At 69.2% G+C, this 20,234-nt stretch carries 22 protein-coding genes; 15 read left to right on the top strand and 7 right to left on the bottom strand.

Annotation, left to right across the window (positions count from 1 at the left end):
* Nucleotides 1-52: 52 nt before the first annotated feature.
* The 5 genes from GC157_00550 (at nucleotide 53) to GC157_00530 (ending at nucleotide 4,296) form a co-directional block, all read left to right on the top strand.
* Nucleotides 53-604: a sigma-70 family RNA polymerase sigma factor gene (locus GC157_00550; protein ID MBI1375964.1), complete on the top strand. Its 552-nt coding sequence runs from the start codon at nucleotides 53-55 to the stop codon at nucleotides 602-604.
* Nucleotides 604-882 (top strand): zf-HC2 domain-containing protein, encoded by a 279-nt coding sequence (locus GC157_00545; protein ID MBI1375963.1) that lies wholly within the window; start codon nucleotides 604-606, stop codon nucleotides 880-882. Before GC157_00550 ends, GC157_00545 begins: the two co-directional genes overlap by 1 nt.
* A 119-nt stretch (nucleotides 883-1,001) precedes the next feature.
* Nucleotides 1,002-2,432, top strand: a complete 1,431-nt coding sequence (locus GC157_00540) for a radical SAM domain-containing protein (protein MBI1375962.1) — start codon at nucleotides 1,002-1,004, stop codon at nucleotides 2,430-2,432.
* 286 nt (nucleotides 2,433-2,718) lie between these two features.
* A complete protein-coding gene (locus tag GC157_00535; GenBank protein ID MBI1375961.1) occupies nucleotides 2,719-3,525 on the top strand; it encodes a hypothetical protein in 807 nt (268 codons plus the stop codon).
* 306 nt (nucleotides 3,526-3,831) lie between these two features.
* Nucleotides 3,832-4,296 (top strand): ATPase, encoded by a 465-nt coding sequence (locus GC157_00530; protein ID MBI1375960.1) that lies wholly within the window; start codon nucleotides 3,832-3,834, stop codon nucleotides 4,294-4,296.
* 7 nt (nucleotides 4,297-4,303) lie between these two features.
* Here the strand turns inward: GC157_00530 and GC157_00525 are convergent, their stop codons facing one another.
* From GC157_00525 to GC157_00510, 4 genes are read right to left on the bottom strand one after another with little or no spacing between them, the layout of a single operon-like run.
* Nucleotides 4,304-5,476, bottom strand: coding sequence for an ATP-binding cassette domain-containing protein (locus tag GC157_00525; GenBank protein ID MBI1375959.1), 1,173 nt, complete (start codon nucleotides 5,474-5,476; stop codon nucleotides 4,304-4,306).
* Entirely contained in the window at nucleotides 5,473-6,327 is an 855-nt protein-coding gene (locus GC157_00520) for an ABC transporter permease subunit (GenBank protein ID MBI1375958.1), read from the bottom strand. Before GC157_00520 ends, GC157_00525 begins: the two co-directional genes overlap by 4 nt.
* Nucleotides 6,324-7,160 (bottom strand): ABC transporter permease subunit, encoded by an 837-nt coding sequence (locus GC157_00515; protein ID MBI1375957.1) that lies wholly within the window; start codon nucleotides 7,158-7,160, stop codon nucleotides 6,324-6,326. The genes GC157_00520 and GC157_00515 overlap by 4 nt, the downstream gene beginning before the upstream one ends.
* Nucleotides 7,157-8,644 carry an ABC transporter substrate-binding protein gene (locus GC157_00510; protein MBI1375956.1) on the bottom strand — a complete coding sequence of 496 codons (1,488 nt, stop codon included), beginning with the start codon at nucleotides 8,642-8,644 and terminating at the stop codon, nucleotides 7,157-7,159. Before GC157_00510 ends, GC157_00515 begins: the two co-directional genes overlap by 4 nt.
* On the opposite strand from GC157_00510, the gene GC157_00505 reads away from it, so the two are divergent.
* The 6 genes from GC157_00505 (at nucleotide 8,457) to GC157_00480 (ending at nucleotide 13,746) form a co-directional block, all read left to right on the top strand.
* The gene (locus GC157_00505; protein ID MBI1375955.1) at nucleotides 8,457-9,212 is read left to right on the top strand and encodes a TVP38/TMEM64 family protein; all 756 of its coding nucleotides are present in this window, start codon (nucleotides 8,457-8,459) and stop codon (nucleotides 9,210-9,212) included. The genes GC157_00510 and GC157_00505 overlap by 188 nt on opposite strands.
* On the top strand, nucleotides 9,212-10,171 hold the full coding sequence (locus GC157_00500) for a hypothetical protein (protein ID MBI1375954.1): 960 nt from the start codon (nucleotides 9,212-9,214) through the stop codon (nucleotides 10,169-10,171). Before GC157_00505 ends, GC157_00500 begins: the two co-directional genes overlap by 1 nt.
* A 199-nt stretch (nucleotides 10,172-10,370) precedes the next feature.
* Nucleotides 10,371-11,546 carry an alpha/beta fold hydrolase gene (locus GC157_00495; GenBank protein ID MBI1375953.1) on the top strand — a complete coding sequence of 392 codons (1,176 nt, stop codon included), beginning with the start codon at nucleotides 10,371-10,373 and terminating at the stop codon, nucleotides 11,544-11,546.
* A 97-nt stretch (nucleotides 11,547-11,643) separates the two neighbouring features.
* A complete protein-coding gene (locus GC157_00490; GenBank protein ID MBI1375952.1) occupies nucleotides 11,644-12,090 on the top strand; it encodes a hypothetical protein in 447 nt (148 codons plus the stop codon).
* Nucleotides 12,087-12,632, top strand: coding sequence for a lipoprotein signal peptidase (locus tag GC157_00485; protein ID MBI1375951.1), 546 nt, complete (start codon nucleotides 12,087-12,089; stop codon nucleotides 12,630-12,632). The genes GC157_00490 and GC157_00485 overlap by 4 nt, the downstream gene beginning before the upstream one ends.
* Before the next feature lie 358 nt (nucleotides 12,633-12,990).
* On the top strand, nucleotides 12,991-13,746 hold the full coding sequence (locus tag GC157_00480) for a flavodoxin family protein (protein MBI1375950.1): 756 nt from the start codon (nucleotides 12,991-12,993) through the stop codon (nucleotides 13,744-13,746).
* Nucleotides 13,747-14,039: 293 nt separating this feature from the next.
* Here GC157_00480 and GC157_00475 read toward each other — a convergent pair whose 3' ends face one another.
* A complete protein-coding gene (locus GC157_00475; GenBank protein MBI1375949.1) occupies nucleotides 14,040-15,092 on the bottom strand; it encodes a helix-turn-helix domain-containing protein in 1,053 nt (350 codons plus the stop codon).
* Between GC157_00475 and GC157_00470 the strand changes: the two genes are divergently transcribed.
* A complete protein-coding gene (locus GC157_00470) occupies nucleotides 14,731-15,480 on the top strand; it encodes a hypothetical protein (protein MBI1375948.1) in 750 nt (249 codons plus the stop codon). The two genes, GC157_00475 and GC157_00470, sit on opposite strands and share 362 nt — an antisense overlap.
* A gap of 199 nt (nucleotides 15,481-15,679) precedes the next feature.
* On the opposite strand, the gene GC157_00465 is transcribed toward GC157_00470, so the two are convergent.
* Nucleotides 15,680-16,162: a hypothetical protein gene (locus GC157_00465; GenBank protein ID MBI1375947.1), complete on the bottom strand. Its 483-nt coding sequence runs from the start codon at nucleotides 16,160-16,162 to the stop codon at nucleotides 15,680-15,682.
* A gap of 371 nt (nucleotides 16,163-16,533) precedes the next feature.
* Between GC157_00465 and GC157_00460 the strand changes: the two genes are divergently transcribed.
* A complete protein-coding gene (locus GC157_00460; GenBank protein MBI1375946.1) occupies nucleotides 16,534-16,851 on the top strand; it encodes a hypothetical protein in 318 nt (105 codons plus the stop codon).
* A gap of 103 nt (nucleotides 16,852-16,954) precedes the next feature.
* Complete coding sequence (locus GC157_00455) at nucleotides 16,955-17,326, top strand: hypothetical protein (protein MBI1375945.1); 372 nt, start codon at nucleotides 16,955-16,957, stop codon at nucleotides 17,324-17,326.
* 541 nt (nucleotides 17,327-17,867) lie between these two features.
* On the opposite strand, the gene GC157_00450 is transcribed toward GC157_00455, so the two are convergent.
* Nucleotides 17,868-19,328, bottom strand: coding sequence for an MFS transporter (locus tag GC157_00450; protein ID MBI1375944.1), 1,461 nt, complete (start codon nucleotides 19,326-19,328; stop codon nucleotides 17,868-17,870).
* A 160-nt stretch (nucleotides 19,329-19,488) separates the two neighbouring features.
* Between GC157_00450 and GC157_00445 the strand changes: the two genes are divergently transcribed.
* Nucleotides 19,489-20,181 (top strand): TetR family transcriptional regulator, encoded by a 693-nt coding sequence (locus GC157_00445; protein ID MBI1375943.1) that lies wholly within the window; start codon nucleotides 19,489-19,491, stop codon nucleotides 20,179-20,181.
* Nucleotides 20,182-20,234 lie beyond the last annotated feature (53 nt).

The raw sequence follows: 20,234 nt of genomic DNA, 5'->3' as shown, positions 1-20,234 counted from the left end.
CACACTTGCTCGAGCGGAGTTCCCGCCCACCGCACGGGGCATACTGACCACCATGCAGGAGGTCGGCGCGACGCCCGAGAAGGATCGAGCGGCCGCGTTCGCGCTGTACGTCGAGCCCGAGATCCCGGTGCTGCTGCGGGTGGCCCGGACGCTCACCAGCTCCGCGGCCGACGCCGAGGATCTCGTGCAGGAGACACTGATCCGTGCCTACCGAGCCCTCGACCGCTTCGACGGCGCGCACCCTCGAGCCTGGTTGCTCACGATCCTGCGACACACCTCGTCCAACCTGCACCGAAGAACCCGGCCCGACCTGGTCGAGAGCTGGGACGTGCTGTCCAACCCGAGGCCCGCGTTCGGGGCCAACCGCCCCGAGACGGCCGATGAATCGGTCCTCGCCGAGGTGCTGGAACCCGACGTCGAAACCGCGGTGGCGTCCCTCGACCCCCGCTTCCGTGCCGTTCTGATCATGGTGGACATCCACGGACTCACCTACGCCGAATGCTCTGAGGCTCTGGGTATCCCGGTCGGGACGGTCATGTCCCGACTGAGTCGGGCTCGGGACCGCATGCGCAAGCACCTACGCTCCTCCGGGAGGTTCTCGTGATGTCGATGTCGATCCCGCGGATGCTCGAATGCCGCCGCACGCGGCGGCGCCTCCAGCGGTTCCTAGACCGTGACCCGTCGGCGCCGCTCACGACGGCCGAGGTGGCCCAGGTGGAGGAGCACCTGCGGGGCTGCGAGCGCTGCACCGGCCTGGCCGAGGAGTACCGCGCGCTGCACCGGTCGCTTGAGCACCTCGGCGCCACCCTGGAACCCGATGACGAGGCGGTCCGCCGGGTACGTCTCGCGCTGGACCGTGCCCTGGACAGCGAGGGCCCCTGAGCGGGTGAAGATGACCGAGCTGGCCGGGAAGGGTTGAGGCGCGTCGGCGGGTTTCGATGCAGACCCGACTCGGCTGGAGTCGACCTGCTGGAAGGCCCTGCATGTCCGAGGCACCCGGTCTGCTCGCTCGTGCTCGCCGCGCACTGCACCGCTGGGAGAACCTGACCCGCCCCGTGGACCCTGAGCGCCGCTCGATCATGGCCGAGCGGTGGGACGAGCTCCCCGACGGTGTGAAGACGGCGAACCAGCTGGTGGGCCGGTTCGCGATCGGCTGCGAGGGTACCCACGGCGTCTTCCCCCAGTGCAACCTCACGTGTTCCCCCTGCTACCACTCCAGCGACGCGAACAAGGTCCGAGTGGATGGCTCCCACACGGTGCGAGAGGTCGCGAAGCAGATGGCCTACCTGCGCAAGCGCCGCGGCTCGCGCGCGCACGCGCAGCTCATCGGGGGTGAGGTGTCCCTGCTGACCCCCGATGACCACGCCGAGACGCTCCTCGCCATGCGCGCCCATGGCCGTGAGCCGATGAGCATGACCCACGGCGACTTCGACTACGACTACCTGCGCAGTCTCGCTCTCGGCCCCGACGGGCTCCCGCGATTCGCCAAGCTCTCGTTCGCGGCGCACTTCGACTCGCTGATGCGCGGTCGACGTGGGATCCCGCGTCCGAGGTCGGAGTCGGAGCTGAACCCGTATCGGGCTGCGTTCGCGGACATGTTCACCCGGCTGCGCCGTGAGCACGGAGTGACCTCGTACCTGGCGCACAACATGACGGTGACGCCCTCGAACCTCGATCAGGTGGCCCAGCTGGTGCGTGACACCGTGCCGATGGGCTACTCGATGCTGTCCTTCCAGCCGGCCGCGTTCGTCGGCGATGACCGCCGATGGCGCGAAGGGTTCCGCGAGGTCACGGCCGATGCCGTATGGGCGGAGATCGAGGCCGGTGCGGGCACGCGACTGCCGCACGCCGCGGTCCAGATGGGTGATCCCCGGTGCAACCGGACCGCGTACGGGATCCTGGTCGGTGCCCGTTGGGTTCCGCTCCTCGACGACGAATCCGCCGTCGACCTCGCTGCCCGCGACGCGTTCTTCGCCCATCTCGGTGGTGCCGTCCTGGGCGGCATCCCGGCCTGGCAGGCCGCCATGAAGGCCACTCGTGCTGCCCTCAGTCACCCCCGCGCGTCGGGCGTCGCGCTCCGGTACGGCGTCCGGCTGGTGCGCCGCGCCGGAGGACCCATCGCCATGGTGCGCAATGGAGTGCGGCCGATGACCTTCGTCATGCACAGCTTCATGGACGCGAGCGACGTCGCCCCCGCTTGGCGGCTCCTTCAAGACGGTGTGATCAGCGAGGACCCGACAATCCGTGCGACGCAGGAGCGACTTCAGGCCTGCGTGTACACGATGGCCCACCCCGACTCAGACCTGCTCGTCCCCGCATGCGCGCAGCACTCGGTGCTCGACCTCGAGGAAAATGCCCAGCTGCGTCAACTTCTCCCGCTCATCGAGGTCAGGTCCGGCTCCGCCCCGGGATACGCAGCAACACCTCGCTGACCACCGCTCGGAGAAGTCCAAACGACGACCCGCTCCGACCGCGCAAACACCGACCCCCATGTGCGAGTAGCCAGCAGGGTCAATGGTTCTGCCCTCACGCCTTCGATCGTCCCAGCGATGGGGTGATCGCCGGATTCCCAACTCCACCAACGGGAATGGGGCGCCCTGCCCGACGGGTTCCCGTCGCGAGTTCCCACACGGTTGCTCGCCCGACTACCGAAAGGCCCGCAGAATGAACGGGAATCGAAGGCTCCGAATGTCTGCCCTGAAGGCAGGTCTCGTCGCGATGGCGCTCGTCGCCCCGCTCACAGCCGGCATCGCCACGGCGAGCGCGACAGACGACAGCGCGAAGCACAGCGAGCACCGGCAGGTGTCGCTCACGGTCGTCGAGCCCGCTGTCGGGGAGGTGGTCACGGATTCCGTCATGCCCATCTACGTGCGATGGGCCGGATTCCAGCTGGACGCGCGCTACGCCGGCACACCATTGATCCCGGGCGTCGGTCACTTCCATACGATCATCGACGGACACCTGATCGACATGTCACCCTCCGTCCGCAACGGCAACCGGGACACGATCTCCATGGTCGGGGTCCAGCCCGGAAGCCACGTGCTCACCGTCGTCCCCGCGTGGAACGACCACAGCGAAGTGATGAGCGCAGCCGTGAACGTCCCGTTCACCTACGCGGGACCGTTCCTGCCCGAGCCCGCGGGCTACACCGGCACCGAGGCAGCGACCATCGCGCTCGTGAGCCCCGCGCCAGGATCCACCATCCGGGGCAGCTCGTTCACGCTCACCGCCGATATCAGGAACTTCGTCCTCTGCGGCGACTGCTACGGGAAGCCGAACGTCGCCGGCGAGGGACACTGGCACATCTTCGTCGACCTGCCCATGGGTGCGATGGACCCGATGAGCATGATGCCGCACATGATGACCATGGCCAGCGACGCGACCCAGACCGTGTCTCTCAAGGGCCTGAACTCCGGCCCGCACACGTTCACGGCCGTGCTCGTCGGCAACGACCACATGCCCGTCATGCCGATGGCCATGGCGTCGGTGACCTTCAATGTGAGGTCCGGGCACCACGACCGCTGAGGACGCTCACGGCACGGTGATCGTGTGCGGAGAACAGCACGTGTCAACCGGCCGGGTCACCAGGCGGAATCCGCCCGGTGGCCCGGTCGTTCGCTGACGCAAACACAACGACGTCCCTTCGGCAGTGCAGCGATTCGCTGGGACGCGATCGTGGCAAAGCATGGCTAGGTCGCGATATGGATCCGCCGACACCGACTCGTCGCAGTTCGGGAGAGACGTCGCCGGGGTAATGCCACACTCGATGTGGACCGGTCATGATTCCGACTGGCCGTTCCGCGTGACTACCGCTTGTGATCGGAGCCAGGGATGCCTGTCGACGTGCTGACCCGGATCACCATCCACCGACCCCCGGACGTCGTGTCGGCCTTCGCAGCTGACCCCTCGAACGCTCCCGACTGGTACGCCAACATCGACGCGGTGGAATGGCTCACCCCATCACCGGTCGGTGTCGGGTCCCGGATGGCGTTCCAGGCCAGGTTCCTCGGACGCCGGCTGTCCTATACCTACGAGGTCGTCGACTACGTGGCGGGTGTGCGGCTGACGATGCGGACCAGCCAGGGTCCGTTCTCGATGCAGACCACCTACGAGTGGCACGACCAGGGCGACGGGTCGACCACAATGACCCTGCGCAACCAGGGCGAGCCGTCGGGTTTCGCGGCCGTCACCGGTCAGGCCATGGCCGTGGCGATGAGGAGGGCCAACCAGAAGGACCTCAGTCGACTCAAGGACCTGCTCGAGACCCGTGACGGACCAGCGACGCCAGATCGATGACTTCCGCTCACGCACGATCGCTGGTCGAGCTGTGATCGGATGCCAGTTCCGCGCCGGCCAGAACTTCGGTCTCATGCGAGGGCGGCCCGTCTCTGACCTGAGCGGCCGCGACGCGCTCGCGACGTGTCTCCCCTGACTCGAGAACGACCAGCCGCGCGGCCATCGGCAGGACGAGACCCACGACTGCGCCGACACCGACGCCATGTCCGGCCGGTAGTTCCGCGAAGAGCGGGCCAGCCGTCGTCGTGACCTCCAGAAGCGTTCGCGGGCCGCGCGGGCTCACCCGTGCAACCACGCCGACGACGTCGGCGTCCGGGTCATCAGCAGCGACCACTCCAACCGATTCTTGGCGGATCGCGAGCACGGCTGGTCCGTCATGGAAACCAACTGCTAGCGGCGTCGACAAGACCCCTAGTGCCGATCTGTGGCCAGCACCGAGCAGGACGCCGGGAATCTCGTTGAGGCCACCGAGGAACCGATACACCTCCAGGGACGCCGGACTGCCGAAGAGCTCCTGCTGCCCCGCGTGCTGGAGGAGGCGGCCCTCGACCACGATCGCGATCGAATCGGCCAGGGTCGTTGCCTCCTGCTGGTCGTGGGTGACGAGGAGGATGGTGGGCTCGAGGATGGCCCGGACCTCCATGACGAGCTGGTGCATGTCGGTGCGCAGCGACGGGTCGAGGGCGCTGAACGGCTCGTCGAGCAGGAGCACGGACGGCTCTGCCGCGAGTCCGCGTGCCAGGGCGACCCGCTGGGCCTGCCCGCCGGACAGCGTGGCCGGGCGCCGCTGGGCGAGTGCGCCGAGCTGGACGAGCTCGAGGTAGCGGGACGCTGCACTGCGCGCGGCGCGGCGTGACGCTCCGGCCATGCGCGCGGCGAACGCCACGTTGTCGAGCACGGTGAGGTGCGGGAACAGGAGCGGGCGTTGGGAGACCATCGCCATGCCGCGGCGCTCGGGCGGTAGTTGAAGGACGCTGACTCCGCCGACGCGTACGTCGCCACCATCGGGGGCATCAAGGCCGGCGATCAGCCGCAGCGCGGTCGTCTTCCCCGATCCGGAAGGGCCGAGCAAAGCAACACAGCTTCCCGAGCTCACGGTGAGATCCAGCCCGGCTAGCGCCGCCGCGGCCGAGCCTGGGTACTGCTTGCGCAATCCCGTCACGTGAAGCGTGGCGGTCATCGGTTGGCTCCTGTCAGCTCGAGCTCGGAAGGCGCAGTCGAGACAGTCTGCGCCGAACGTGGGGCGCGCGCCGGGCGGGCCAGGAGGCCCACGACCAAGAGCAGCAGGAGCGGCGGCCCCACTGCGGCGACCGACAGGGCCGCCAGCACCGCATCGTTGCCGGTACCGGACGCCGCGCTGGCGACCTTCAGCGGCACGGTCACTACCTGGCCGCCGCCCACCAACAGGGTGACGATGTAGTCGCTCCACCCGACCAGGAACGCCAGCAGAGCTGCCGCGCTCAGCGGCCTGGCGAGCAGCGGTATCCGCACGCGCAGCAGGACCGACCGCGGGTCCGCGCCGAGGGTGCGCGCCTCGTCCTCGATGGCGCGGTCGTAGCCGGCGTACGCCGAACGCATCACGAAGGTCGTGTAGGGGATCGCCGTCACCATCAGGATCAGCGCGATGCCGAACAGTGGTGGGACATGAGCCCGCAGCAGGACCACGTTGAGACCCATCACCACAACGAACGGCGGTACGAACACCGGGGCGAGCAGAAGGACCGTGATCGTGCGCGCCGCCGGCGGCGGGTCGACGGCGAGCGCGTGCGCGGCCATCGCACCTGCCGGGACGGCAAGACCGGCAGTGAGCAGGCCGAGGACCAGCGATGTCGCGAACGCCGGGCCCGCGCCATCGTTGAGGGCCGCGACGAACCCCTCGGGTCCCCATGAGGACGGCACCACGTCGGGGTAGGACCAGCGACGCGCCGCGGCCCACAGCAGCAGCGGGACGAGTGGCAGGACGAACCACAGCCCGAGAGTCGCCTGACCCGACCGCGCCAGCGCCCGGCCACGTCTCGTCCGCGGTCTCATACCGGCTCCATCGAGCGGCGCACTGCGGGCAGCGCTCCCGCGCCGATGATCGCGCAGACAAGGACGGTGATCGTCGCCACCGCGAGCGCCTCAGGTCGTGCGGTCAGATCAGTCGAGGTGAACAGGCGGTAGGCCAGGACGGGGAGGGGTTCTGGGTAGGCGCGGCCGAGCAACCAGGCCACCTCGTAGGAGCCGAGCACATACACGAAGGACACCGCCCCCGCGATGAGCAGTCCCGGTGCCGCCAGCGGGAGGGTGACGTACTTCAGCCGGCTCCACGGACCGGCGCCGAGCACGGCCGCCGTCTCGTCGAGCTGGTCGGCGCTGGACGCCAGGACGCTGACGACCACCAGGGCGACGAACGCGGACTCCTTCCAGCCGAACTCGAGGACCACCGCCGCCCACCACGGCCCGGCCACGATCTGCGGGAACTCCCCCGGCGCCGCTCCAGTCAGCCGGGCGATGATCCCCGAGTCCGACAGCAGCAGACCGATCGCCGCTGCGCCGATCAGGTGCGGGACGGGGATGGTCAGGGTCGCCAGCCCGGACAGGATCCGACCGCCGACCCGAGTGGCCCGAACGGCGAGCGCGGTGGCCAGGCCGACCGTGAGCGCCAGCACTGTCGCGGCCGTCGCGATCGACAGGCTGAGGAGCAAGGAGGACCACAGGCTCTCCGTCGACACCGCGTCGCGGTAGGCGTCCAGGCTCGGGCGCGCCTGCCCCACCACCGGCACCAGCCCGATGCTCTGCGCGACCACCATGCTCAGCCCGACCCCGAGGACCAGCGCCGTGGGGACGGCTGCGGGGAGGATCAGGACGAGGGAGCGCCTCATCCACCACCTGCCAGCACCTGGCGGCGCCACCCGTCATCGAGCTTCGCGACCCAGGCCGCGGACAGCTCCGGGTTCGCGTTGCGGGCCAGCACCGCGTACGCCGGGACGACCGGGGAGGCCGGGAGCGCAGCGAAGGCGGCCGCCTGCGTCGCGGGGAGCAGCGCCGGGTCGAGCACGGTGAACTGCCCCCACACGCTCGGGTCGGCCTTGGCGACCTGCTGCTCCGGGGACAGTGCGAGGTTCGCCACGACCTGGGCGGCGTCTTGATGACCGGAGGTCGACGGGATGGCGAGGAAGCTGGCGTTGCCGACCGTGCCCTCGTCCAGGTTCAGCACGCGCGTGGTCTTCGGGAACGTGCCCTTGGCGACCAGACTGGTCAGCGTCGCCGGACCGTAGGTCATGGTGAAGTCGACCTGACCGCCGGCGAAGAGGCTGTCGAGCTGCACGGAATCCTTCGGATAGGTCTGCCCCGCCCGCCACAGTGAAGGAGTGAGCGCCGACAGCTGCGTCCACAGCAGCGGCGTGACCTGGTCGTAGGCGGCCTGGCTGTAGTCGGCGGGGACCGTGGCGTAGCCGCCGGCGGTGGCGTAGAGCGCCTCCCGGACGAACACCGAGCCGGTGAAGTCCGGCGGCGCGGGGTAGGTGAACCGGCCGGGGTGAGCCTTGGCCCAGGCCAGCAGGCCGGCCATCGAGTGGGGCGGGTCGCTGACCCGCGCCGAGTCGTAGACGAAGGTGAACTGCGCCTTGCTCCACGGTGCCTCGCACCCGTCGACGGGCGTACCGAAGTCCCGGGCCAGCAGCGGGTCCCCCGGCGCGGTGAAGGCCGCATTGGGCAGGTGGTCCGCCCATCCGCACGCCCACAGGTCGGCCTGCCGGCCGGTGGCGAAGTTGTCGCCGTTGACCCAGACGAGATCCACCGCGCCATCCGTACGACCAGCCTGCTTCTCGGTCAGCACGCGGTTGATCGCGTCCTTGGTGTCGGTGATCGGGACCCGGGTGAGGGTGATGCCGAGCTTGGCGGCGGCCGGTGCCAGGACGTCATCGACGTAGGCGTTGCCTTGCGGGTCGCCTCCCCACATCCACAGCGACACCGTCTGCCCCTTGGCGGCGTCGAGCACCTGGGACCATGGCCGCGATGTCGGCTGATCCGGCGTGGCCACGGCGGCGGAGCACGCGCTCGCGAGCAGACCGACACCCGCGACGAGCACGACGAGCTGCAGCCGTCGGGCCTTGCCCTGGCGGCGAGCTGAGGCGGTACCGGGCACGTCGTGCTCCCTCGCGTGGAGATAGTCGGTCGTGTCGGGAACACGGTGGGCACCTCGAAGCCTTCCCAGCACGAACCATCGATATGGAAGGGATCCTGTGCGAACTTTGGGCCTCGGGGCGTGGCTGCGCCTCGCCCTGCTCACCGGACTGCTCGTCAGCGGCGTGGTGCTCGCGCGCTGGATCGGGATCCCGGACCCCGACGCGCTGCGGAGCTCCATCAGCACGAGCGGACTGCCCGGCGTGGCCGCCTTCGTCGTCGGCTACGTGATCTGCAGCCTGCTGGTCGTACCCAAGGGGGTGCTGAGCATCGCTGCGGGTCTGGCCTGGGGTCTGCTGCCTGGCGTGGGCCTGGTCATGGTGGGTGCCCTGCTCGGCGCCATCGCGGCGTTCTGGCTCGGCCGCTGGCTCGGCCGCGACACGGTGGCCCGCCTGGCCGGCAAACACCTCGACCGCCTCGATGACCTCGTCGACCGGCACGGCGTCGCCGCGATCGTCGTGGTCCGGCTGATCCCGGTCATCCCCTTCACCGTCATCAACTACGCCGCCGGCCTGACCGCCATCCGGTTCGGCCCCTATCTGCTCGGCACAGCCCTCGGGATCATCCCGGGCACGTTCGCCTACGTCGCGCTCGGCGCCTACGGCACCGAGCCCGGGTCCTGGGAGTTCGCAGCCGCGGTCGCGGCATTCCTCGCGCTCACCGTCATCGGCGCGATCGCCGCCCGCCGCCACCGCAGAGGGTCAATTGACGGCGTTGCCGAGCCCTCCCGCGCAGACAGCGCCGCCTGATGCTGGACACCCGCGCTCGCCGCGCCCTGGCCGGACCCCTTGATCGGGTGGCCGCGCTGCTCGACAGGCCCGGCATCACCCCAGACCGGCTCACCGTGCTCGGCCTCCTCACCGGGGTCGCCGGCGCGGTCACGGCCGCTCGCGCCGCGTGGTGGATCGCACTGGGGCTCTGGCTGGCGTCACGCCTCCTCGACGGGCTCGACGGACCACTGGCCCGGCGCCGCCGCGCCGCCGGCACACCCGACGACGGTGACGCCGGCGGGTTCCTCGACATCACCGCCGACTTCGTCGTCTACGGCAGCTTCGTCGTCGGCGTAGCAGTCGGAACCGGCGCGAGCATGCTGCCCTTCCTGCTCGTGCTGCTGGCCTACTACGCCAACGGCGCAGCCTTCTTGGCCTTCTCCTCCATCGCCGAACGCCGAGGAACGCCAATCGACGACGGACGCTCCCTGTCCTTCCTCGGTGGCCTCGCCGAGGGCACCGAGACAGTGATCGTGCACTCGCTGTGGTGCATCCTGCCCGGCTACGCCGGCCAGATCGCCTGGGTCTGGGCTGCCATCGTCGGGATCAGCGCCACCCAACGCGTCATCGCCGGGCACGTCACATTGCGCCGACCCCACCCGCCGACCACGGCGCAGCCCGACTCGGCCACTGGACCAACACCCCCGGTCGGGCCGGCCTCACGGCGCACCGCGGCCGAGCTGGCCTGGAGCACGCCCCTCGAGGCCACGCTGCTGATCTGTCGCGGCGCCACCTTCGCCACCGCCTCACGGATCGCCCTCGTGGTCGGCACCGTGCTCACCCTGGTCAACCAGGCGACCGTCATCGCGTCGGGCGATCTCAGCGCCCCGACTCTGCTGCGCGTCGCGGCCAACTATCTGATCCCCTACGTCGTGTCGAGCATCGGCTATCTGGCTTCATGCCGGGTCGCCAGGGACCCTGCCATGCCCGACGTGTGACCACCACGCAGCAGCAACGGGCCGCCTATCCGATTCGGACATCGCATCGGGAACACCAGGGACGCGCTCCCGGGTTCCCAGCACGTCCGGCGACCGAGTCAGCAGACAGCTGCGTGCGCCGAACGTGAGGGAGGGCGACGTGGCGGAGCGTGTCGAGTTCAACGGGTCGGGCCAACGCACCCTGGTGGGGCGCCTGGACATGCCGTCCGGTCGGCCGCACGCGTACGCGATCTTCGCCCACTGCTTCACGTGCGGCAAGGACAGCCTCGCCGCCACACGAATCGCTCGATCGCTGACCGAGAGTGGCTTCGGGGTCCTGCGCTACGACGTACCGGGCCTCGGCGAGTCACCCGGCGACTTCGCCGACGGCACGTTTAGTTGTGACGTGTCCGACCTCGTCGCGGCCGCCGACTTCCTCCGCAGCCGCGACCGAGCACCAGCCCTCCTCGTCGGACACTCCCTGGGCGGGGCGGCCGTGCTGGCCGCAGCGCCACGCATCGCAGAAGTGCGCGCGGTCGCGACCATCGGTGCACCCAGCGACCCCGCGCACGTGACCAACCTGCTCGATGACGCTCTCCCCGCTCTCGACACCGTCGGCGAGGCGCAGGTCGTGCTGGCTGGTCGACCGTTCCGCATACGCCGAGCTTTCCTCGACGACATCCGCGAGCAGCCACAGCTCGAGCGCATCGCTCAGCTGGGAGCTGCCCTGCTGGTCATGCACTCACCGCAGGACTGCGTCGTCGGCATCGAGAACGCCCGCACTATCTACGAGGCAGCGCGGCACCCGAAGTCGTTCCTCGCCCTCGACGGTGCCGACCACCTGCTGACCCGCCCGGCCGACTCTCGGTACGTCGCCGGCGTCCTGGCAGCCTGGGCGAGCCGCTACGTCGACGACGAGCCCGCGACCCCTGACCCCGCCCTCAGTGGCCACGGTCGGGTCCTGGTCAGGGAGTCGACCGATGGGCGCTATCGGCAGGACATCACCGCGGGCCGGCACAGTTGGGTCGCGGACGAACCGGTCGCGGTCGGCGGCGACGACAGTGGCCCTTCGCCCTACGACCTTCTCCTCGCAGCGTTGGGGTCGTGCACGGCAATCACACTGCGGATGTATGCCGATCGGAAGGGATGGCCGCTCGAGTCGGTCCAGGTGGTCCTCGAGCACGACCGCATCCATGCGTCCGACTGCGCTGACTGCTCGACCACGAGCGGCCAGCTCGACCGGATTCGGCGCGAGATCCTGATCGCGGGTGATCTCGACGACGACCAGGTTGCGGCCCTCACGGTCATAGCGGACAAGTGCCCCGTGCATCGCACGCTGACACACGAGGTCCACGTGGCCACCACGGTGGCCCGCGACGAGAAGGCCCTGGCATGACAGGCATGTTCAACCGCTGCGGCGATCGCCGGCGCAGCCCCGAGGGTCAGGTGCCGCGCGGGCCCGAATTCTCTCGTCGCGATCTCGGCTCGGCGACATGACGCAACGGACGGACGGGGCGACCGACGTCGAGGTGCTGTGGCGGCCGGGCTGCGGGTACTGCGCCCGGCTGCGTCGAGACCTCGCTCGGAGGGGCGTCCACGCCAACTGGCGCAACATCTGGGAGGACAACGACGCACGGGCGCTCTCGGCCCGGAACAACAACGGCAACGAAGTCGTGCCCACGGTTCGCGTCGGGAACACCTGGTTGACGAACCCCTCAGGCGCCCATGTGGCAACCCTCGCGCTATCGGGCGACGCGACCGGTATCCCGGCGCCGACCCGATCCCACTCCCGGCTTACGGCCCTGAGCTCCTGGCTCCCCGTGCTCGGACTCGTCGCCATCAGCGAGGTCGGTCGCTCCACAGGACTCCCGCTCCTGAGTCTGGGCGCAGACGCCCTGGCCGTTGCCGCCTGGTGGGCGACCCGGCCGTTGCGACGATGACGGCGGCGAAGAGGCGCGGGGGCAGCTGGCGTGGCGGCGTCCCCGATCGATTCCGCCCGACAGCGTCGGTCACGGCGACCTCAGCAGTCTTCTTCGTCCTCGCCGCCGATTGGTTGTCCAAAGAGTGGGCAAGGCAGCCCAACCGCGGCGGGCAAGCCGTCGGCTCACCTGCCGGGATCCCACTCGTGCTCAACACCGGCACCTCGTTCGGGTTCGCTGCCGATCACCCCGTCGTCGTCGCGGCTACGGCCGGCGGACTGACACTGCTTCTCCTGGTGGTGCTGGTGCGAACCACCCCGCTGCCGCTGAAGCTGGCGCTCGCGGTCGCCTTGGGCGGCGCGATGGGCAATCTGGTCGACCGGGCATCCCACGGTGCCGTCACTGATTGGGTCCACCTGGCCTGGTACGGGCCCTCGTTCAATGTCGCCGACCTGGCGATCCGTGGCGGGCTGGGGGTGGCCTGCTTGGTGTGGATCCGAGGTAGGCGCGGCACCGGTCTCCGCAACATGGGCACCCACGCCGTCGCTGCGGACTCGCGATGAAGCGATCGCGGCGTCGGATTCCGCGGCAGACCTTTAGGCCCGGGGTCGCTCGGGCCATCATCACTACGGTGCTTGCTGTCGCTGCTTTGATCACCCGGCTTCGATCTGGGCGCGCGGCGGAGGTGGTTGCGCTCGTTGCATTAGCCGTGTCGCCCTACGCCTTCCAGCGCGACCCCGGCCAAAGCCGCATTGGCCGGGGTCTGGATTGCCGGCCAGGCGCCGGTCGCGTCCATTCGCGCCATCCTCGGCCCGGTGCCGCTTCGCCTTCGTCGAGGGCCGCAAGCACAGACTCAATCCCGCATTGACGACAGCGACTACCCCGATCCATCCCCGATCACACTCTCGTTAGGAGCTGCGCATGCTGCCCGACTCGGTCCAGGCCTTCATCGACTCCGAGATCGCCGCCAACACCACCGACTACTCCGACCTACGAGCGGTCTTCCTCAACGGCACGCTCAAGCGATCCCCGGAATCCAGCCACACCGACGCACTGATCGACATCAGCGCCCACATCCTGCGCGGAGTGGGTGCCCGGGTCGACGTCGTGCGCACGATCGACCACGTCATCCCCCCGGGGGTCTACCCCGACATGCGTGAACGAGGGTGGCCGGGCGACGACTTCCCCGACATCTACCGCGAGCTGATCGAGCCAGCGCACATCGTCCTGCTCGCCACCCCCATCTGGCTGGGCGACCAGTCGTCGATGACGCGACTCATGATCGAGCGGCTCTACGGCTGGTCCAGCGACGTCAACGAGTTCAGCCAATGGTCCTACTACGGCAAGACCGGCGGTGTCCTCATCACCGGCAACGAGGACGGCGGGAAACACTGCGCTGCGCAGATGCTCTACGCGCTCTCGCACATCGGATTCACGATCCCACCGCAAGCCGATGCCTACTGGGTCGGCGAGGCAGGCCCGGGACCGTCGTACCTCGACGACAACCAGGGCGCCCGCAACCACTGGACCACGCGCAACACCGTCTTCGCGACGTGGAACCTGCTCCACTCGGCACGGCGCCTCGTCGACGGCGGAGGCATACCGGCCCACGGGAACCGGACCGCGAACTGGGATCTGAGCGATCCCACCCACCCCAACCCGGAGTACCGCGTCTGAGTGCGGTGCCATTCGTCCCCATCACGAGCGAGGGCACGCGGCCAAGGGCGGCACGCTAGTCGGGAAACCCGGCCGACGCTCGGGTGACTCCGCTTCAGGTCGAGTCGACCCGGCGAGGGGCGCGCCGACGCACGAGGGCCGTAACCACCACTTCGCCGCCACCGCCATCGAAACCGCCACCGCGGCTGCCCGGAGGCTCGTGCATACCGCGGATCTTGTCGCTCGCCGTCAGCGACTTGTGGTGCAGCCTCGAGCCGGCGAGGACCAACGCCGCACAGCCGAGCTAGGCGCCTTCAGGTCAGGTGTCTAAGGACCGCACGAGCATCCGATGGACCAGCAGCCACGGATGCAAAGAACGCGTGCCCAACTTCGTCCTCCGGATAGACCAGCTCCACGCGGATGTCGTCGGTGGCGACGTGACGTGGCGTGCCGAACCTCGCCAGGACGCTCACGGTGGGGATCCGCTGATCGCCGACCACGAACAATGGGCACATCGCGAGGTCGCTGCCGACCTGGCCCGGTCGCGGCTCGTTGCCGAGCACCTCGGACCCGAGCCGTACCAAGACGCGCAGAGTTTCGTCATCAGGCTCCTGAACGCTTTCGAAACGCAGCCTGTCCAGCACCGCCCACGCGACGGTCGACCAGTTCTCGATCATGTCGCGCCAGGCCCCGGCGAACAGCAGGCGCACCACGTTCGTCTCCTCGCCCGCGAACAGCGCCTCCGCGGCGCTGTTGGCCATGACGAGATCCCAAGACCGGTCGTAGGCGAAACCGGGGTAGGGCATGTGGCTGTCCAGCAACCTGCGCAGGGCACGCCGGAACGGCTCCATATGGGGGTCGTTCAGCGGCGCCGCCGAGTAGGGCCCACGCAGGCCGGCGGCCTCGAAGATGCGGTTGCGGTCCCGAACCGGCACGTCGAGCTGGTCCGCGAGCCGATCGACCATGCCCGCCGAGGGCCGACTGCGACCGGTCTCCAGGAACGAGATGTGCCGGCTCGTACTGCCTACCGCGATCGCCAGGTCGAGCTGGCTCATCCCCCGCACACTGCGCCACGTGCGCAGCTCCCGCCCGAATGGTGCTGAGGTCTCGGCCGCAGTCGTCATAAGCCACAGGTTGCCAGCACGCCGTACGAAGGGCCATTCCCCGGCAAGGAATCGCGCCGTGCACGACCTCCATCGTCCACTTGCGCTCCTACGAGAGAGAGGACGCGTCATGCGCATCAACCTGGAGTACACGATCAACGCACCGCTCGAGGCGGTGTGGCACGTTATCGGAGACGGCTTCGCCGACATCGGCGCCTGGGCAACCCCGATCCCCGCGTCTCGGGCCAACGCGACACCGGTCACCCTGCTCGGTGCACCGGTCGCCGGGCGCGCGTGCGACCTGTCAACGCCAGGCTTCTCAACCATCCACGAGACGCTGGTTGAGTACGACCCGCTGGCGCACCGGTTTACCTTCACGGTCGACCGAGGCCTGCCCCAGTTCGTCACAACGGCTCGCAATTCCTGGGCCCTCACCCCGCTCGATGCCACGACGACCCACTTCACGATGCGGGCAGAGGCCACCACCCACGGCGTCCTCGGATATCTCGCAACACCGTTCCTGTGGCTCAACCTGCGTCGAACGCTGCGCATCTCAGGCGAGGACCTCGTCCATTTCGTCGAGAGCGGCACCGTGTCCCCGCGCAAGGCACGACAGCTTGCTAAACGCGATGACCAGTATGCGGGAGCGTAATCACGTCGCGAGTCGGCCCGTCATCAACGGTGACGCATCGCCATCCGCCTAGGCCGGGGCCCGGCATCCGGACCGGCCCAACCACGAGTGGCGGATCGCGGTGGGATGGCTAGCTGCAGCCAATTCGCCCCTGGTCACGACGGTCGACACGCCGCCGTCGGCGCACATCCCAACGACGTCGGCTCTGCCTCGCCTCCGGTCAGCAGTGCACGGGCGCGTCGCGCGCCTCGCCCTGCTGCGGGACTCGGCCGGTCTCGCTCAAGAACTTCAGCACGCCCAACGTGTCGCGACCCATGCCGCGCGCTCGGCGGGCCAGCGCCTCGTCGAACAATCGACCAATGCGACCAGCCTTCAGCGTGACCTCGGCACGCGTCTCAAGCAGGGTCCGACCGTCAACCGCCGTCACCGTCCACCTGTTGGATGCCGCCTTGACTCCTGGCAAACCGCTGCCGAGGTAGGTGAAGGATCTACCTTCTTCCCAGTGCGTCCAGCGTTCAGTCAGTGTGATCCCGCCGCGCAACACGCAGATTCGCTCGGCACCGACGCCTCGATCACGACCCGGCGCGGTCACCGCCGACTGCACGGCGTCCGACCACAGCACGATGTCCTCGAGACGAGCAAGCACCGACCAGACAGCCTCCGGGGCGGCGTCGATGCAGACGGAGTCCGACACGGTGAACATGGCACATGTATACCTCGCTCGGCGCCCGCGGTTGCCCGATTGCCGATCCCCGCGCGACACCGGCGGTGCGTGCCAACTAGACACCGCCGACCGTCGGTGCTTCTGATCTTGGACGTCGGATCCGAACGCCGGGTGCAAGGCACGGCTGGACGTAGTCGTCGCGTGGTGCTCGATTCACGGTCCATCAGGCCCAGCACGAAGCCCACCGACCCCATCTGAGCTCAACAGAGACGATCGCTTCCTCGACGCACAAGTCGCCACGAGGCGTTCCAGCTGGTGGACGGCGGCGTGACGGCTGCCGTAGACAGCAGAACCGAGGGGGAGCACAGTGGCGTCGGCGTTGACCGGCGCCGCAGAGGAGAGGCAAGGCCATGCCCAAGTACCTCGTGCTCTACCGCTCCACGCTCTCTGTCGGCGAGCAGATGGCCGCCGCCACGCCTGAGGCGATGCAGGCCAGCATGAACGACTGGATGTCGTGGGGCGCGAAGGCGGGCGACGCCCTCATCGACTTCGGCTCCCCCACGCAGCCGGCCAGTGACGGCGATCCAGGACCTGCCGGGTGGGTCGGCGGCTACTCGTTCCTGCAGGCCGACAACCTCGACGCACTCAACGCCCTGCTCGAAGGTCACCCGCACAGGGCCATGGGCACCATCGAAGTTCTCGAGGTGCTTCCACAACCTGGCATGTAGCGCCCGTCATCCCGTGATCGGGGCTCATCCGGATCGGATCCTCGGGCGATATCGCATTGGGCGCCGCCCCTGAGTCCGGGCCACCCCGAGAGAGGAGTCAGGCATGGAGATCCCGAAGCCCAGCGACGAGGACAAGGCAGTCTTCCACTCCCTCGTCCCTGACCGACCCGACGTCGTCGTCAAGCCCATGTTCGGCAACCTCGGCGCCTACGTGAACGGCAACATGTTCATGGGACTGTTCGGCCCGTCGATCGGAGTCAAGCTCCCCGAGCCCGACCGAGAGGCTCTTCTCTCAGTCGAAGGCGCCGGTCCCTTCGGTCCCCCGGAGCGCCCGATGGGCGGCTACGTCTCCCTTCCGGCTCAATGGCGGAAACCCACGAACCAGACAGCAGCCTGGGTGAACCGCTCACTAGAGTTCGCCGCCGCACTTCCACAGAAGGCACCCAAGAAGGCCAAAGCACGCAAGCCCGCGTGACACACGCGACAGGGGCACCGCGAGCGCCCCGTCCGAGGTGCCTACGTCAGACGCCGGGCCATGGGGCGGATCGCCGCGGAAACGTGCATCTCATGTCCCTATCGTGTCCGTAGACACGGAAAACGACGGACACCGGCGGGTCACCGCGGTCAAGATCACATTGTAAAACCGCAGGTCAGAGGCACTATTGGGCACTCGGGGACATCTGGCTTTCGAGCCTTCCAAGCTGGTCATGCGGGTTCGATTCCCGTCACCCGCTCGCGTGCGTGAGGCCCGGGGCTGAACCCCCGGGCCTCATGCACGGGATCAGGGAAACACGCGGGAATCGGGAGGAGGGTCTCCGAGGGAGACCCGACGGATCCCGTCACCCGCTCGCGTCGAAGGGGCCCGGGGTTGATCCCCCGGGCCCCTTCGACGCGATCAAGGGAAACACGCGGGAATCGGGAGGAGATCGCCAACGGCGATCGACGGGTCCCGTCACCCGCTCGCGTCGAAGCACGGGACACGGCGAGCGGCCACGACGACGAGACGTCGCGCCGTGCTAGTGCTCCTCAGTGGCGCGCGAGTCGGTGAGCGCGAGCGACCCCCGCACGGCAACGGCGCCGACGAGCACCGCGAGGAGCAGGAACGCGACTCGCTCGCCGTGGAGGTACGACGTCACGAGCGCGTCCGGCCAGACACCGTCGGGCAGCGCCAAGGTGACCAGGACTGCGATCAGTGTGCCGATGAAGGCGGTGCCGATGCTGGCGCCGACCTCCTGCGCCGTGTCGTTGAGGGAGGTGCCGAGCGCGGTGCGGTTGTTCGGCATCGCGTCCACGAGCGCGACGGCGCAGGTCGTCATGACGACGCGCAAGCCGACCGTGAAGGTGACCATGAAGGTCGCGATCGCGAGGTAGCCGTGCTCGACGGCCCATCCCATGCCGGCCAATGAGGCGGCCAGCACCACACTGCCGATCAGGCAAGCCGCCCGGTGGCCCAGACGCGTGACCAGCGTCTCGGCCAGGGGCGAGGCCAGGAGCATCGTCACGATCAAGGGGAGGTTGGCCAGGCCCGCCTTCATCGGGCTCCAGCCGTATGCGTACTGGAAGTGCAGGATCAGCCCGAACATGACCGCGGCCATGGAGACCGCCGTGGCGAGCTGGGCGAGGAGCGCTCCTCGGATCGTGCCCAGGCGCAGCAGGCGCAGGTCGAGCATCGGTTCGGGCGTGCGCCGTTCGCGGACGACGAAGGCGACGAGGGCGAGGGCGGCGCAGACCGAGGCGGCGATCGTCTGCCAGGACAGCCAGCCGTAAAGCACCCCGCTGGTGAAGGTGAGACTGCCCAGGCCGATGGCGGCGATGCTGAGCAGGCCGGCCGGCACGTCGAGGCGGTCGTGCGTGAGGTCCTCGGGGTGGTCGGCGGGCACGCCGGCCCGGACGCCGATCCAGGCGACCAGGGCGATCGGCGCGTTGATGAGCAGCAACCACTGCCAGTCGACGTGGGTCAGGACGCTGCCGCCCAGCACCGGTCCGAGGATGAACCCGGTCATGCCGACCGTGATCATCACCGTGAACGCCTTGCGGCGCAGCCCGTCGTCGGCGAAGAGCCGGAAGACCAGCGAGTTGGTCACCGGCGCCATCATGGCCGCGGCGACCCCCAGGCCGGCGCGCAGCCCGATGAGCTGGCCCATGGAGCCCACAGCGAGGACCGCGAGGCTCACGACACCGAAGAGGGCGAGCCCTACGAGCAGCACCCGGCGGCGCCCGAATCGGTCGGCGATCGAACCGGCGGTCAGCAGCAGGCCCCCGAAGGTGACGGAGTACGCGGCGGTGACCCACTGCAGCGACAGGGTTCCACCGCCGAGGTCGCGGCCGATGGTGGGCAGCGCGATGCTCATCACGGTGTTGTCGACCATCTCCACGAAGAACGCCAGGCACAGCGCGAGCAGGGGGACCGCCGCTGCGCGCAGGGAGCTGTACGTGCGGGCCGGCTCGGCCTCGGTCGTCGCGGGAGCTGTGCTCATCGGCGCCTACCTCTCATCGAACATCGTTCGTTCCTCGAACATTGTTCGAGAGCATAGAACGATGTTCGATAGGATGACAACCCCACCGGAGGGAAGATGAACCGTGAGCCCATTGCGAGCCGCGTCCCCGCGCCAGGGCCGGCGCCGGACGTCGCACTCGATCGACGCCGTGCTCGGCGAGGCCGTGGCGCTGCTCGACGAGGGCGGCGAGCCGGCGCTGACCTTCCGAGCGCTGGCAGCCAGGCTCGGCGGCGGTGTCGCCAGCATCTACTGGTACGTCTCCAGCCGGGACGAGCTGCTCGACCGGGCGACCGACTCCGTCGCTGCGGAGCTCCTGACCGCCATCCAGGCGATCCCCTCCACCGATGACGCCGTCGACGACATCCGCAGCATCGCGGTGCGGTTGTTCGACGGGGTCGTGGCCCGCCCGTGGCTTGCGGCCTACTTCCTCCGCAACTCGAGCGTCCAGCCCAACGCGCTCGCCATCTACGAGCACCTCGGCCAGCAGACCCTGCGCCTCACACTCACTGCACGTCAGCGCTTCCACGCCGTCTCGGCGGTCATCGGGTACGTCATCGGCAGCGCGACCGACCTCGGCCAGGAGCCACCAGAGGCCGTGGTCGACGGCCGCATGACCCGCGAGGCCTTCCTCGGACGCGTGGCAGACCAGTGGCGCGAGCTGGATCCCGACGAGTACCCCTTCACCCACGAGATCGTCGACGAGTTCGCCACCCACATCGACGCCGACCAATTCCGAGCCGGCCTCGACCTGCTGCTGGCAGGCCTCCGCCTCCAAGCCTCCGGCACGAGCATCGACGACGCTCCCCGTCCCGGACGGCCCGCCCGTCGGTGACGGTGGCGCGTCGGCTCCGGGCGATGTCGCTGCAGTCGACCCGCCGGCCGCCA

The sequence above is a fragment of the Frankiales bacterium genome, assembly GCA_016125335.1.
Classification (GTDB): domain Bacteria; phylum Actinomycetota; class Actinomycetes; order S36-B12; family CAIYMF01; genus Longivirga.
Note: the sequence above shows the minus strand (reverse complement) of the source record. Positions and strands in the feature narration are given on the sequence as shown.